The organism is Rubripirellula reticaptiva (assembly GCF_007860175.1).
Lineage (GTDB): Bacteria > Planctomycetota > Planctomycetia > Pirellulales > Pirellulaceae > Rubripirellula > Rubripirellula reticaptiva.
Genome location: NZ_SJPX01000002.1, coordinates 1,381,690 through 1,397,068 on the forward strand (window position 1 = coordinate 1,381,690; position 15,379 = coordinate 1,397,068).

At 54.2% G+C, this 15,379-nt stretch carries 13 protein-coding genes; 8 read left to right on the forward strand and 5 right to left on the reverse strand.

Annotated features, from left to right (window positions below):
- Positions 1-45 precede the first annotated feature (45 nt).
- Together Poly59_RS29420 and Poly59_RS11400 are read left to right on the forward strand one after the other, a co-directional pair.
- Positions 46-2,595 carry an outer membrane protein assembly factor BamB family protein gene (locus tag Poly59_RS29420; RefSeq protein WP_186776181.1) on the forward strand — a complete coding sequence of 850 codons (2,550 nt, stop codon included), beginning with the start codon at positions 46-48 and terminating at the stop codon, positions 2,593-2,595.
- Positions 2,596-2,654: 59 nt separating this feature from the next.
- On the forward strand, positions 2,655-4,493 hold the full coding sequence (locus Poly59_RS11400) for an SHD1 domain-containing protein (protein ID WP_146534149.1): 1,839 nt from the start codon (positions 2,655-2,657) through the stop codon (positions 4,491-4,493).
- Positions 4,494-4,507: 14 nt separating this feature from the next.
- Here the strand turns inward: Poly59_RS11400 and Poly59_RS11405 are convergent, their stop codons facing one another.
- The 5 genes from Poly59_RS11405 to Poly59_RS11425 form a co-directional block, all read right to left on the reverse strand.
- The gene (locus Poly59_RS11405; protein WP_146534150.1) at positions 4,508-5,314 is read right to left on the reverse strand and encodes a WecB/TagA/CpsF family glycosyltransferase; all 807 of its coding nucleotides are present in this window, start codon (positions 5,312-5,314) and stop codon (positions 4,508-4,510) included.
- Positions 5,315-5,331: 17 nt separating this feature from the next.
- Complete coding sequence (locus Poly59_RS11410; RefSeq protein ID WP_146534151.1) at positions 5,332-6,363, reverse strand: polysaccharide deacetylase family protein; 1,032 nt, start codon at positions 6,361-6,363, stop codon at positions 5,332-5,334.
- A complete protein-coding gene (locus tag Poly59_RS11415) occupies positions 6,360-7,586 on the reverse strand; it encodes a glycosyltransferase family 4 protein (protein ID WP_246151555.1) in 1,227 nt (408 codons plus the stop codon). The genes Poly59_RS11410 and Poly59_RS11415 overlap by 4 nt, the downstream gene beginning before the upstream one ends.
- 5 nt (positions 7,587-7,591) lie before the next feature.
- A complete protein-coding gene (locus Poly59_RS11420) occupies positions 7,592-8,785 on the reverse strand; it encodes a sugar transferase (RefSeq protein WP_246151556.1) in 1,194 nt (397 codons plus the stop codon).
- Between the two features lie 132 nt (positions 8,786-8,917).
- Positions 8,918-10,624, reverse strand: a complete 1,707-nt coding sequence (locus Poly59_RS11425; RefSeq protein ID WP_146534152.1) for a GumC family protein — start codon at positions 10,622-10,624, stop codon at positions 8,918-8,920.
- A gap of 421 nt (positions 10,625-11,045) precedes the next feature.
- On the opposite strand from Poly59_RS11425, the gene Poly59_RS11430 reads away from it, so the two are divergent.
- From Poly59_RS11430 to Poly59_RS11455, 6 genes are all read left to right on the forward strand, one after another.
- Entirely contained in the window at positions 11,046-11,759 is a 714-nt protein-coding gene (locus Poly59_RS11430; protein WP_146534153.1) for a class I SAM-dependent methyltransferase, read from the forward strand.
- A 70-nt stretch (positions 11,760-11,829) separates the two neighbouring features.
- Positions 11,830-12,624 carry a thymidylate synthase gene (locus tag Poly59_RS11435; RefSeq protein ID WP_146534154.1) on the forward strand — a complete coding sequence of 265 codons (795 nt, stop codon included), beginning with the start codon at positions 11,830-11,832 and terminating at the stop codon, positions 12,622-12,624.
- A gap of 5 nt (positions 12,625-12,629) precedes the next feature.
- Positions 12,630-13,169 carry a dihydrofolate reductase gene (locus tag Poly59_RS11440; RefSeq protein ID WP_146534155.1) on the forward strand — a complete coding sequence of 180 codons (540 nt, stop codon included), beginning with the start codon at positions 12,630-12,632 and terminating at the stop codon, positions 13,167-13,169.
- Positions 13,170-13,322: 153 nt separating this feature from the next.
- Positions 13,323-13,694, forward strand: a complete 372-nt coding sequence (gene rpsM / locus Poly59_RS11445; protein ID WP_146534476.1) for a 30S ribosomal protein S13 — start codon at positions 13,323-13,325, stop codon at positions 13,692-13,694.
- Between the two features lie 142 nt (positions 13,695-13,836).
- Positions 13,837-14,220 (forward strand): 30S ribosomal protein S11, encoded by a 384-nt coding sequence (gene rpsK / locus Poly59_RS11450; protein ID WP_146534156.1) that lies wholly within the window; start codon positions 13,837-13,839, stop codon positions 14,218-14,220.
- A 130-nt stretch (positions 14,221-14,350) separates the two neighbouring features.
- Positions 14,351-15,346 (forward strand): DNA-directed RNA polymerase subunit alpha, encoded by a 996-nt coding sequence (locus Poly59_RS11455; protein WP_146534157.1) that lies wholly within the window; start codon positions 14,351-14,353, stop codon positions 15,344-15,346.
- Positions 15,347-15,379 lie beyond the last annotated feature (33 nt).

Sequence of the window (15,379 nt, forward strand, 5' to 3'; positions counted from 1 at the left end):
GTAGCGACATTGACGACTTCATGCCGCGCACCGGATTTGATTCGAATGTTCACGACCTTTGCAGTTTTTCACATTTTGGGGAAATGGCCAATGATGATGACCAAACGAAGTTTTGTTGGCTGGCTGTGTCTCGCATTGGCGATGGTTTTCAACGACGGCGGCGTGAAGGCAGCCGAAGTCATCCCGTTTGATTTGGTTACTCCTAAGATGACCGACCAACCGGCGGGGCCCGGCCGGCGAGTGCGGCAGACATCACCAGAGTATCAAGGCACCGACGTTCACCACGCACTGTACTTACCACCTGACTGGACACCGCTAGGTTCACTGCCTGTGATCGTCGAGTACACCGGCAACCAATGGGCCCAGTGCAATTCGACCGGCAAAACCGAAGATGCCAACTTAGGTTACGGCATCAGCGGCGGACGCGGATTCATTTGGGTTTCAATGCCGTACATCGACGTGGGCCGGAAACAAAACTGCTCGTTTTGGTGGGGCGATCGCCAAGCAACGGTGGACTACTGCAAGAAGAACGTACCCCGGATCTGCGAACAGTTTGGTGGCGACCCTGACAACGTCTTCGTCTGTGGATTTTCGCGCGGGGCAATTGCAACCAGCTACATCGGACTCGCAGACGATGAGATCGCGTCGCTTTGGAAGGGCGCGTTGACGCACGATCATTTCGACGGCCAAAAACCATGGAACTATGCCGACAGTGATCGAGCCTCGGCACTGACGCGTCTGTCTCGGTTGAACGGACGCCCCGTATTGGTTTGTGGAACGGCAGCGAGTCAAGTGCGAGATAGCTATTTAAATAAACATCAAAACCTAGCCCAGTTTTCATTTCTGCAGGTTCCGACGAGTGAAATTTTTGACATCCCAGAAGGCGACGTTGTCCATCCGCACACCGATCGGTGGATGCACAAGCCAAGCGTCTATCGCGACCAAGTGAGAGACTGGATCGCCAACGTTTGTGACGCCCAAGCAACCGTCAACTCCACAACCGTCAACTCAACAACCGACTTCCAATACGCCTCGTGGAATCAAGGACCCGGTGCCGGAGCCGATTTCCGAATGCTTGGTGAGCGAGCGCCGACGACATGGAGTGCCGTTCGCAATGAGCACGTGCGTTGGCGAAAGAGCCTGCCCGAGACCGGCCAAAGCAGTGTCATCACCTGGGAAGATCGCCTTTTTTTCACAACGATGGCGCCGGTCAACAGTGACAGCGAATTGGGCCGCGACGTGATCGCTTGGTGCTGTGACTTGGACACGGGGGATACTGTTTGGAAACGCAGAATCGCTGGCACTAGTGTGCTGCAGCTTTCAGGATGCTTCAGCGACAGCAGTTCGCCGCCTGCGGTCACAGACGGCAGGACCGTTTGCTTTTTCAATGCATCGGGCGCGATCACGGCATTCGATCTGGACGGCAACTTGCGATGGACACGTGATGTGATGCCGGTTGGTCGCTCGCAACCGGTGCTGGTGGACGGGACCGTTGTATTCATCCGCCAGCACTACATGCCCGACGATCACGGGCATTTCACGCACGATCATGTCGACGCGTTAAGACCACTGTGGACACAATTGCAGGCGATCGATTTGAAAACGGGCGTGGACCGCTGGTCTTCAAAATGCGGCGTCAACATGGGCAGTGTTCCGCTGCTTCAGACTCGCCTGGATGGGCGGCAAGTGTTTGTCGTCGGTCGCGGCGGCGGTCACTCACCGCCTGAGAAACCCGAAGGCATTTCGATGGTTGATGCTCATGATGGTTCGACACTGTGGACCTTGCCACTGCCCGAATTCATGAGCACTCAGACATTCCCGGTGATCAAAGACGAGGTGCTTGTGTTTCATCGCGACGAACACCTCTGGATAAACGCGATGACCGGCGAGATCAACCGCCGAGTATCGATCCTGCGTGACGTTCAAGTCGTCCAACACACCGATGACCGGTGGACCACTGGCACCGAATCGCTTGATGACGCGGATGTGCAGCGGGGCATCATCCAGCAATCCAATTTGTTCGTTGGCAAGTACCACTACTTTCGCAGCTATACCCAGCCCTGGATTGGCCGCGTGGATTGCGAGGATGGTTCGGTCGAATACTTACAGTTGCCGGTGCAAATGTTGCCAGGCGATCGTCGCACCAACGACCGTTTGCTATGGAGCGATCAAGACATGGATCCGGCGCTCGTCAAACAATTGCTAGACGCGAACCGAAAGAAACCGAAACGACTTCCGATCACCCAGTGGGCGTTCGCCCCCAACAACATGCTAAACAGCCGAGGGCATCGAGTGATGGGCGACGCACGGTCCCAAGGAAACGGATGGGGACATCATGCCTCGCAAATTCCAACCGTCATCGGCAAGTCCCTGTACGTTCCCACAATGGCGGGTACGGTTTATGTGATCGATTGGAATGCCGATCAATTCGACGAAAAGGCAATCACTGCGATCAACGACCTGGGACCACCGGGGAAAGCTTGGAACCGAGCCAGCTTGACCAGTGCTGGCGGGCGTTTGTTTGCACACACGATTTCCGAGCTATTGTGCCTTGAAGCTTCCGAGACCGAACCAACCTCAAACTCAGCCGATTGACTCCGTTACAATCAGGCGTGATCTGCTGTTCGCGTTTTTCCGCTGGTGAGGCTGAGACGATGTTTCGTGGTTTGGTGATCGGTTTTGTGTGTTTGTTGGCAAGTACATTGGCGACGGCTGAACCGCCGGTGCGAGATTCACTGACCTACGCCAATGTCCCGAGTGGTTCGATCACTTACGTCGTCACGATGCAAGTCGGCCGGGGCAACGGAGCGGAGTTCTACAAGGGCAGGCTGGCCTATGACGTTGGGGATGCCGGGCGCTGGCAGGTGACTGGTAGTCTGCAACGGGACTTCGAAGCGGCATCCAAATCAGGCGTTCCGCGGCAGGCTCGGCCGATCGGCCCGTTGTTCACAAACAGCCTACTAGACCTGGTTTCGCACGCCAGCACTCGTTTTGAAATCACGTCTGTTGGAAAAGTGATTTCGACTTCATCCGAAGAGCAGATAAAGCTGTTGCTTGGTGATTACTTGCTGTGGGCGATTTGGCCGCTCGGCGAGAACGGTCAATCCAAATGGGGTAGTTCAGAACCGATCTTGGTGCAACAAATCAGTCACGATTCACGTTTTCCTAGCAGCATTCGGTCGAGCTTCGGTCCCAATTATCCTCGCTCGGGCATGTCCATGTTCGACCGCGAGCGGCTATCAGCCAGCATTGAGACAACCAACTACCGAATCACGGGTACCGACGGCCCAATCACGAATATCGAACAAACCTATGAATTGAAAGCCAACAGTACCGACCCTCCGCTGACGCTTTCAGGCAAAGGAAGCGGTAAGTTCGATCGTCGACGCGGCGTATTTGTCGAATTGGAATGGACACGTGAAGTGGTCAGCAACCGCAGCGGCGCCGAAGTCCGATTGCCGGTCACAATATCACTAAAACGCGAAATGGATTTTGGGTTGGCGCCGCTAACGGCCAAAGAAAAAGCAGCCATTGCGAGACAAAAAGCCGAAGCCGAATCGTTTGCGAAAACGCCCGAAGGAAAAGCCAAGGCTGCCGAAAATGAAAAACGGATGGCCGAAGAACGAGCGAGGCGAGACAAGTCACTCGCCGAAGCAAAAATGCGAAGCGAAACTCGCAAACAAGAGCGTGAAGCCGAATTGTCCGCCCCGTTTGATGCGGCCGATCGCAAAGCATGGATAGCCACGTTCGATGCTGGACATGAATACGGTGACGGGGCACAACTATATGGCAAGCTGAACAGCAAATCGGATCGCAACGATCCCGAACTGGGAAAAGCAATCTACGAATTCGCAAACCGGATGGGCGGCGGTTCGCTGCCGACTATGTTTTTTGATCTGGCGGCCAAATTTGATCCGGACTTTGCCAAAGTGGTGACGCTTCGAAAGGCTTACGCCAACTCGCACACATCGCTGGACGATATGGGAACCCCGTTGGATTCGGGCAACGATCTTAGTAAGGGACAAGTCGTGGCGGTCAAGCAAAAACACAGCGATGACTATCGAGCCAAGTTCGTCGTCTCGGCTGATGCCGAAGGATTCGTGATTGTCCAACCGATCGATTCGAAACCGGTGGGCGAAGGCCGCATTGAACGGGTACCCGCTTCGAGCGTGCGCCTTGCGTCACCTAAAGTGACCAAGTACTTGCCTGCGGATCAGCGTGGAACGGCGACGGCAACTCCGGAACGCATGACAACAGCACCCATGGTGAAAGAATCTTCGGCCGAGTTGAAACTCAAGACTTGGATGGACAAGACAGGACGCTACTCGATCACCGCATCGTTCGTGTCGTTAGAAAAAGATGTCGTGCGATTAAAAAAGACCGACGGCACGACAATCGACATTGCGATCGAAAAGCTAAGCGATCCCGACGCTAAGGCAGCACGCGACTTTGCCGTCGATGCCGCCAATCCCTTTGAAGTCGTTCAGCCTTAACGATCGAGCGTCAATCAACCAAACAGAACTTCATCGGTTGGCTGTTTACCGGTGTCCGTCCGCGCGGAGTAGAGCTTCAGTTTTTGCAAAATTGCGAGTGTCGCAAAGGCAGGATTCGTGGTCGAGTAACGTTTCCACAATCGACCTGGCTCGCGAGACAAACGGAAGAACCATTCCAAACCATTTCGCTGCATCCACGGCGGCGCTTGTTCAAGCATGCCTGCATGAAATGCAAACGCAGCTCCGACGGCAACGAGAGGCATCGAAACACGATCACGCATCTCGTAAGCGAACACTTCTTGGCGCGGGCAACCGAGACCGACAAAGCAAATCCCGGCACCGCTGGTATTGATTTTATCAGCAAGCTCGTCTCGCTCGGTCGTTGATAGAGTCCGGAAACGTGATGCTTGCTTGCCGGCGATCACCAGGCCCGGGTACTTCTCGCAAAGCTTTTCGGCGAACTGATCAAGCATTTCCTGCGTGGCACCGAACAGAAAAATCGAAACACCGCTTTTTGCTGCCGCTTCGCACAGACGTAGCGTCAATTCGGGACCATAAACACGATCCGACAAATTGGCTTTGTGCAATTTGTTGAGTGCCCAACGCACTGGTTGCCCATCAGGACACACCAAGTCGAACTGGTTCAATCGATACTTGTGCTGTGAATCGCTGACACCCGTCATCACACCATGAACGGCGAGCGCTGTCACCGACATAGACTGGCGGGCTTTGCCAGCATCGATAATTTTGGTGACGGCCGCTTCGTAATCGATAGCGTTAACGTTGATTCCGACGACACTTCGTTTGCCGAGATCGATCATGCTGAACTGACTCTTGATTAAACCGCGGATGCGATTTTAGGGGATGGAATGGTTTGGTCTTCAGCCGACGCGATCGCGGTACCGACGTTGGGGTCTGTCGCCTTGAGCTGGTCGATCATCAATCGCACATCGAAGGAATCGGCATACAGTTTCAGCCCCCAACGTACGATCGCAAGCTTGTCCTTCCGCGACATGTTCATCGCCGGAAAGTAAGCCATGTCGGAATCGTCTTCTTGTCCCATGAAATCTGGCGGATGCAGCAGCAGCGAGGGTGGCGTTCGAGTCAGCTTGCACATTCGGATCGCCAATCGCAAATACGATTTAGCGGCCAATGTCGAAAAGCTTGCCAAGTACGTGAAGTAGCTGAAATGGATCGGGGTTCGAGTGATCGGCATCACCGTGACCGGCATTTCCCAAAGCTGAGACTCGTCGACGGTTCGTTGGAACGGACGGTTGGGCTGAAGCAGCGATGAGAATCCGCCGTATAACTTCTTTGCCTTTTCGCGCTGTTCGCCTTTCAAGTCACTTTTGATCAAGAAGACCATTCTCGCAATCGGTGCGATCGATGTTGGAAAAATGGATGCGTCGTAAACGTAATGATTGTTTGCAAGCACGCGCAAAACTTCGTCCGGGCAACTGAATCCAGGCCCGCGGAATCCCATCGGCACGCGTCCCGTTGCGGCCACGATTCGGCGATGGGTGGTCTCGATTTCCGCAGCGATTTCGGCCGCATCCATCGTGTGCATCCACGGCAGGTGGTTCAATGAGTGATTGGCCGGTTCCCAAGCTCGCAGGGCCGAAAACCCCTTGATCGCGTCCGCTTCGTTCGTTCCTTCGGATGCATCGTCATCGTCGCAAACACCGGCCAAATCGCGGCCGACAACAAAAACGGTCAACGGCAAATCCAGCTCGCCGAGCACATCAACCATTCGGTCAACCACCAGGGGAAGGTACCCCGGCCGCTGAGCCCAATCAGGTCGCCCCGCGGCACGCAGATACGCCCACTTGTTGTCCAGGTCCAGCGATAGACTTGCCAATGGGCGCGTCATGATTTGCTTGTCTCTGAATCGGTGGTCCGGTTGGAATTTAAGACATATCGAACGGCTTCAAGGGCACCCGATGCGGCCCACCGTGGCGTTCGATTGGCGACGGAATCTCGAGACGCCTGTCGCATCTTGCTGATCAGTTTAGCTGAACATTCAAAGTACTGATCAAGCGACTTGTCCAAGTCGCCCGCAATCGTCGGGTCATATCGCCAACCATTGACGCCGTCCTGAATCAACGTCGTGACGGCTTGCGCATGAACGCTGCCAATGACTGGCACACCAGCGTTAAGTGCCTCGTTAACGACCAACATCCATTCATCGGCCAAAGTTGCTGCGATCAGACAACCACAGTCTTTCATTTCATGAGCGAGATCAGATGGCGAGATGTTCCCTAACACCTTGATCAGCAGATTCGCAGGAACATCGTGCTCTTCGACAGCGGACCGCAAGGGACCGTCACCAGCGAACACCAATTCAATCATCTGCTCTTTGCGAGCGACGGCGTATTTGGCAACTTGTTGGATCAAAGGCAATACGCCTTTTCGTTCGCTAAGTTGCCCGACAACCAACAGGCGAGGGCGAGTCGTCGCATCAACTCGCTCAACTGGGCCATTGTATTGGGTTCGGTCGTCGGCGGCGTACGGCAACGGGAACAGCTTTGGTTCTGGAACACCGACTTGTCGCAGATACTTTTTACAAGACGGCCCGTTGAAAGTGATCGCATCGGCGCGATCGATCAACCACCGGCGAACCATTTGCCGCAAAGGACCGCGTCCCTGTTCGGTTCGCTCACTCATGTAAGTGCAAAGCACCAGTTTCGTGTCGGGATAGCGGCGACAGTATCTTGCCGCACCGACTGAACGAGCGCCAAGTTCCAACGACATCACAACGTCAGGATTCAGTTTACGAAGCTGAGCGGTCGTGTCGTAAGGGAAATGGACAAACAACGGATCGTCGAAGCCTGCTTCGCGGTGCCGCCATTTTCGCCGAAAGGTTACCGTCTTTTGAACACGAACGTCCAAGCCCGTCCAGTCCGGCTTGAAGTCTCGGTTGGGTTCAATGGGAGTGCTGAGCAACACATGAAAATCGCGAATCGATGAAGCCAAAGATTGCAGAACTCGAACTTGATAAAGCGGGATGTAGTGCGTCAAAAACACAACCCGCGCATCGATGAGCGAATCAACGGAAACGCTTTCTTCAGTAGTACGATCTTCGGTCAACGTCACGATCCCTATTCGCTCCCGCGCCCAAGAATAGGAACCTTAATGGTTTGGAAGATCAGACGAGCGTCTTCGACGACGCCGAATGTACTGAGGTATCGCAGATCAAGTCGCATCCAGTCGTCGAACGACTTGATGTTGGCTTTGTTAACTTGCCAGTAACAGGTCATGCCGGGACGCAGATCCAAACGGCGGCGATGCCAGCCTGCGCAAGCGCGGCTTTCCTGCCATGGCAGTGGACGTGGACCGACCAATGACATGTCGCCCTTTAGCACGTTCCAAAGTTGTGGCAATTCATCAATGCAACTGCGACGCAAAAAACGGCCCACATTTGTGATACGAGGGTCATGCTTGATCTTGAACGCTGGCCCGTCACGATGACTCTGGTGACGCAGTTCGGCTTGTCGTTTTTCAGCGTCAACAACCATAGTGCGAAGTTTGTAGATCGTGAACGGCCTGCCATGCATGCCTTCGCGAGTCTGCTTGAACAATGGCGAACCACCGTCGTCCATTCGGATCTTTAGCATTGCGGCCGCGATCACGGGGCTGAGAACAACCAATCCGACCGAAGCTCCAACGACATCGAACGCGCGCTTGCTGAACATCCGAAGGCGGGGAAGATCCATCATCGGTTCTTCGCTGGCGATCATTGCCATCGCAGCGGGCCCACCCGAGACCGTCAGTTCACCCGAGATTCCGGCTTCTTGATGGGTAGGTTCGTCGACGCGATGGTGAGGCGTGGATTGCCACGGCGAACGACCTACGTCGATGCGAGATTGCTGGTCGTTCGGGCCCGACTGATCTTGGGGGCCAAAACCGTCTGGATCATGAACCTTCAAGTCCATTTCAACATGCAAATGATTCGTCTGCATGACACCGGCTAGTCGGTCCATCGCAGAGCGACCGCCCATCTCAGACGTGTCCACTAACAGAATGCCCACGACACCTTGACTGAGCATTCCTTTTTGGTCCGTCATCCGCAGATTGCGATGCAGCAAACGCAGCATTTTTCGCAACTGGGCACGTCGCTGGCGATTGCCGATCAATTTGACCGTGATGATGCAAAACGGGATCGAACGCCGCGTCGCACGAATCCGCTCGCGTGCGAGCTCACGGTTGAAATGAGTCTCGCTAAGCAATAACGCATCACGAACGCCGATGGTCGACACTCGCTGTCTCAAGTCGTCAATCAATGCTCCAAGCACTTGCGTAAACTCTGTTGAGATCGACGCTGTCGCGAAAGCCCCGCGACAGGCATCAAAGTGGGGCAAGACACGCCCGCTGTTGTAGCGAACGCGGGCTCTTATGGGGGGGTACTTAGTTAAAAATAGTCGGATTTATCGGGGTAACGAAGAAGCAAATGCCTCTTCCAAAACATCATCATCATCCAGCCCGTGCCCGATCTCGCTCTCTGAGTCTAATTGCGATAGGTCGGATTTGTTCACCGGATTTTTAGATTGTGTCGATATGGCCCGATTGCCGGCACTTGCCAACGATTTCGAGTCTCTACTTTGGCCAGTTCCTCGAATAATCGCCTGCATCAGACCCAAGCAAATACCGAGGATTCCACCGACCAGTGCCAGAATCAATCGCGGCGGCCCGACCTTTTTCAAGTTCAAAGAAGCGTTCTGAATGACCGAGACATCGGACATCTTCTGGTTATCGAGCTCCTGGACCAATCGTGAACTTTCCAGACTCTGCGAGTGGCTCAGATAGTTCGTCTCGGCGATGTCCGCAGCCCAACCCAATTCTGCGAGGACAATTCCGTCTTGATTCAAACGATTCAGATCGCGTTGTGCCGAAGCGAGGCTCTTGGTCAACGATTCTAGCCGGCTCTTGTTTCCGGCTGCCGTCGTCAGGGCGGTTTGGTAAGCCGTTTCGAGGCTTAGCCGCAAAGGATTCAGTGCCTCGACAGTTTGCTCGCGATCACCTTCGGCAGATTCAACGATCTGTTCACCTTGGATGATCTTGTCTCGCAAGATTTTGTAACGCGGATGGCTGGCGGTTACCTTGGAAAGCTCTTCGCCGTCTTGCAGTTTGTGTCCGTACAACTGGGTCTTCATTCCATCGACCGCGTTATCAGCGACCTTGGTAACTTCCATTGGGATCCACTCTTCGATCTCGGCTAACCGCTCGCTGATCGAAGCGGCTTTGCTTTCCGCGTCCGCGAATTCGCTGTTGGCTTGATCAAGCGATAGTTCCAGATTCAAAATTCGTTCACGCAGCGATTCTTCCGCTGACGCGACGCTCATCCAACCCATGCTGTTTTTGGTTTCTTGCAGCTTCTTGCGAGCGGCGATGGCTGCGGCGTGACTTGCTGTCGTTTGCTCTTCAAAGAATCCCAGCGCTCCCACCGAAGTGTGAGCTTCGACGTGATATTGACCGTACTGGTCCATGATGGACTGGACGATCTTCTGTGCCACAACCGGGTCGCTGAATCGCGAAGCAACCGAAATCGTATAGGTATTTTTAGGAACCTTGATCGTGACAGAATCGATGACGCGTTTGACAGCCTCTTCATGTGATACTTGACGATCGAACTCGGTCCGATCGAGTTCCGAACCGTCAATGTCGTTTGACGGGGCCATGTTATTGACCAAGGAACCAACCCTGTTCGCCAACCGATCCGTCCAAGTGCGTGGGAAGTTGATTTCGCGAGCGCCAACTTTCTGCACCACCCGATCAGCGATTTCGCGACTGCCAAGCATTTCCGAGATACTAGCAACTTCCGACGACCGGCTATCTTGCAGCGACACCGAACGGCCCGGTTCGGTTGTCGGATCAATAGCAACAGCACCGCGCCCCAACCGAGCGTACAACAACCCGTCGCTGGCGTATTGGTTTGGCCAGGCAAGCAACAACGCACCTACCGAGAGCGTGGTGATCCCAGCGGTCACCAAGACAGACGGCAGACGTCGAATGATCACAAGGGTCAGGTCGTGCGGTGAAACCGTCGACCAAACGTCAGAGTTGTAAGTGTCTGCGGAGTCCACAGGCTGGGAATCGACATGTCCGACACGCGTGGCGAGATGATTGCGGTCCATTAGAATTCGATGTCTTTTACAGAATGGAAGATAGTTGTGAATGCGGGTTTGGTGTGCTGTGATCGTTAGATCGCCAAACAAACCGTGTTTTTACTCGGTCCCCCCCGCCAGATCCAGCCACAGACTTTAACCCCTGCAAGCGTCAGAATCTGTACTATTTTCCCCGAATCCAACGTTGTTTATCTTACGCTCGAGCCCGATGAAGGGGATGTGGCACATCGCATAGAATCACAATGTCGGGCCTAAGGTGGTCAAATGTTCCTTGCTACCTTTTCTAGCGGTGACCATCCCGGTTTTCGCCTGCGGAAAAAGATGCGTGAAACACGATACATTCCCGCACCTTTTTGCCAGCAAAACATTTTCCGGCTAACCCAGCAGCGTTTCTGGGCGACACGAACCCCCGCAATTGGATGCACTGCCGATGACACTTTCACGAGTCCCCGAGCCCAAGCCAGAGAACGCTCGCGAGGACGCGGACGAGTACTTCGCGATGGACCACTTGGCGATCAACCAGCAATTCGTTGACGATTTCCTGAGTGGCAAATTCAACAACCAAAACTTTCCAGCGACGGCCGGCCCACGGGTGATCGATCTGGGATGCGGACCAGGCCAGATCCCAATCCTGCTTTGCCAAGCTGACCCGAACATCGAAATGCTGGCGGTCGACCTTGAAGTCGAGATGCTGGAGATCGCGAAAATCGAAATCGACATCGCTGGAATGCTGGGGCGAATCCGGCTGGAACAAGCTGATATTACCGACATGTCCGTGTTCGAGGACGGACTAGCGGACGCAGTGATTTCCAACAGCGCGATGCATCATCTGGACGAACCGAGCCTTGGACTGGCGACCGCAGTGCGATTGGCTCGCCCAGGCGGCCGAGTGTTCATTCGCGACCTGTCCCGTCCCGATTCGGAAGCTGAAATCGAGTCGCTAGTATCGCTGCATGGCGATGGTCACACCGACGCGGCCAAGCAAATGCTAAGACAATCACTTTGGGCTGCGTTATCGATCGACGAGGTCCATGAAATCGCCGCTCGGATGGGGATCGAGGGGTTGGGAGCACGTGCTTCGTGCGTTCAAATGACCAGCGACCGTCACTGGACCCTTGATTGGGTAAAGCCGATGATTCAATAAGCCGGCATCTATCGGCTCGCTGAGAGTTTGACTTCGGAATCTGGCTAACCTTTCTGACCGACTGAAACGCATGCGAACTTACCTTCAACTCCTTGACGAAGTTCTTCACGACGGACTCGATCGCGATGATCGAACGGGCGTTGGGACTCGCGGATTATTTGGCCGCCAAATGCGGTTCGACTTGGCCGACGGGTTTCCCCTTCTGACAACAAAAAAAATCCACGTTCGGTCGGTCATTTATGAACTGCTGTGGTTCCTGCGTGGGGATACAAACATCAAGTATTTGAAGGAAAACGGCGTTCGAATCTGGGACGAATGGGCGGATAAAAAGGGAGACCTTGGCCCCGTTTATGGTCACCAGTGGCGTTCTTGGCCGAAACCGGATGGAACGACAATTGACCAAATCGGATGGATCCAGAATGAAATCAGAACCAATCCGCAATCAAGGCGACTGATCGTGTCGGCGTGGAACGTCGCCGACGTCCAGGACATGGCGCTGCCACCGTGCCACGTGCTGTTTCAGTTCTATGTCAGCGGCGATCGACTGTCGTGCCATCTCTATCAGCGCAGCGCCGATATGTTTCTTGGCGTTCCTTTCAATATCGCCAGCTATGCATTGCTCACAATGATGATGGCGAAGGTCACAGGCCTAAAACCCGGCGAATTCGTCCATACACTGGGCGATTTGCACCTGTACCGAAACCATTTTGACCAAACTCGCGAGCAGCTTTCTCGGCACCCACGCCCATTGCCTAAGATGCAAATTAGCTCCAGCCCTGAATCCATCGACGGCTTCCAATTCGAAGACTTCACGCTGGTCGACTACGACCCGCACCCAACGATCAAAGCATCGGTAGCGGTTTAAGTCGCATGGAACCTGAATCTCCGCAGACGAACGCAAACTTAGAGACGCGAGCGATCGAGCCTGCGGTGATCGCCGTCGTTGCGATGACTTCCAACGGAACAATCGGCCTTGATGGCGACATGCCTTGGCGACTGCGAGCTGATTTGATGCGGTTCAAGTCGATGACCATGGGCGGCGTTTTGATCATGGGCCGGAAAACCTACGATTCAATCGGCCGACCTTTGCCAGGACGCCGCACGATTGTGGTGACTCGCAACAAATCTTGGCACGCCGAAGGGGTTGACCGGGCGTCAGATCCTGAAAAAGCAATTTTGATGGCCGGCCAGGGTCCGATTTTTGTGGTCGGAGGTGCCGAAATCTATCGACAACTGCTTCCAAGCTGTAAAGAAATTTGGTTAACGCGAGTTTGGTCCGGAATTCTGGGCGACACCAAATTATCGATTGACCTATCGAATTTCCGGGTTTTAGAGCAAACTCGCGTCCCCGCTTCGGACCGCGATGACGTGCCGACAGAGTTTTTTCGGCTCGTTCGTCAAAATTCCTAGAAAAATCATGCCTCTTGCCACTTGAGCAAAAAGGGGGCCGGTCTGTATATTCCGGGATTCTTGGCGGGAACTTTGCAATTCAAGTGTGTAAGTGTCCGCTTACGTTGAACTACCTGATGAAACATTCACCGGAGTCTGGTTATGCCCCGTTTGATGGGCGTTGATATCCCCAACGACAAAAAAATCCAATACTCGATGACCTATTTGTATGGCATCGGGCTACGTACAGCTCGCCAAGTTTGCGAGAAGTTGGGTATCGATCCAGATCGACCGGCTAGCGAGCTGAACGAGGATGAACTCGGTCAAATCGCTGCGATGCTTGAGCGTGACTACACGGTCGAAGGCCCTCTTCGCCGTCAAGTCGCTCAAAACATCAGCCGTTTGCGAGAAATCAAGTCGTACCGCGGTATGCGTCACCGTTCGAGCCTGCCGGTTCGCGGTCAACGCACCAAAACTAACGCGAGAACCCGTAAAGGGCCTCGTAAGACGGTTGCCGGCAAGAAGGGCGTCAAGGACCTTCGATAGTCCTTGGTGTTTACCGACTGCAGCAGTTATCGCGGCTTAGCCTATCCCCCAGCGTTGGATTCACATCCAAGGTGCAGGCAGGCAAGCCGCCGATCCTATTTGTTCAAGCCAATCACCTCACAGCCATCACGAGACCTTTGCAGTGGCAAAGACCAATAAAAAGAAACGCGTTCGTCGCAACGTCAGCAGTGGCATCGCGCACATTCACGCGACCTTCAACAACACAACTGTGACAATCACGGACCCCAAAGGCGACACCCTTTGCTGGGCAAGTGCTGGAACGAGTGGTTTCAAGGGAAGCCGCAAAAGCACTCCGTTCGCTGGTCAGTGTGCTGCACAGCAAGCTGCTGAAAAAGCAACGAAGTTTGGCATGCGTGACTGTGAAGTGAAGGTCAAGGGCCCCGGCTCGGGACGCGAAAGTGCCATCACTTCGCTGCAGGCTGCTGGCTTGAATGTGAAAGTGATCGAGGAAGTAACGCCAATTCCACATAACGGTTGTCGTCCTCGCAAGAAACGCCGCGTTTAATCCGTCGGCTTTCGTTTAGCCAAGCGTTTCCAGGGTTCTTCGGCTTGCCCGCACTTGCCGGTTTTCGTCCTGAACGCTCTTTCGCCAAAACACTCCTCTCTCACATCTGGTCCCACAGAACTGAGGTCACATGACAATGCATATTCGTTGGCGTGGCATGGAACTTCCCTCCGCCCTGGAAGTCGACCGTGATACCCTAACATCGTCCTACGGCAAGTTCGTCGCCGAACCTTTCGAGCGTGGATTTGGATCAAGCGTTGGCAATAGCCTCCGTCGCGTCCTGCTAAGCAGCTTGATGGGCAGCGCCGTTACGCAAATCAAAATCCGCGGTGCCCAACACGAATTCACCTCGATCCCCGGTGTCGTCGAAGACGTTACCCAGATCGTTCTGAACGTGAAGAGCTTGGTGGTTCGCAATCACAGCGAAGCAACTCGCGTGATCACGATCGAATCGAACAAGGCAGGCGTGCTAACCGGCGCCGACGTTCAAACCGACTCGGATGTCGAAATCATCAACAAGGACCACGTCATCGCGACGTTGACGTCCGACGTTCCATTCATGATGGAAATGGTCGTTGAAAACGGTCGAGGCTATGTGCCAAGCACCGAACACAGCTCTGTCGATCACGAAATCGGAATCATTCCAATCGACGCGGTCTTCAGCCCGATCACTCGCGTTCGATACGAAGTCGAAGAAACTCGCGTGGGTCAAAAGACCAACTACGATAAATTGAACTTGGAAATTTGGTCCGATGGATCGGTCAGCCCGGAATTGGCGTTGGTTGAAGCGGCCAAGATCTTGCGCAAACACCTGAACCCGTTCGTTCAATACCGCGAACTTGGCCCGAGTATTTTCTCGGCAGCTCGAGGCGGCGCGGGATCACCAGAGGCTCAGCTCGAAGCCAAGCTAAACATGACGCTTGCCGATTTGCGTTTGTCGGTGCGAGCCAACAACTGCTTGGAAAGCGAAAATATTCAAACGGTTCGTGACCTAGTCCAGCGAACCGAAGACAGTCTGCTTGAAGTGCGCAACTTCGGCGACACCACCCTGAACGAGACTCGCGAGAAGCTTGCTCAGTACGGACTGCACCTCGGCATGCGAGTGCCAAACGCACCGCTATTCTAAGCGGTTTGCTTTGATTCGCTTGCGTTGCCCATT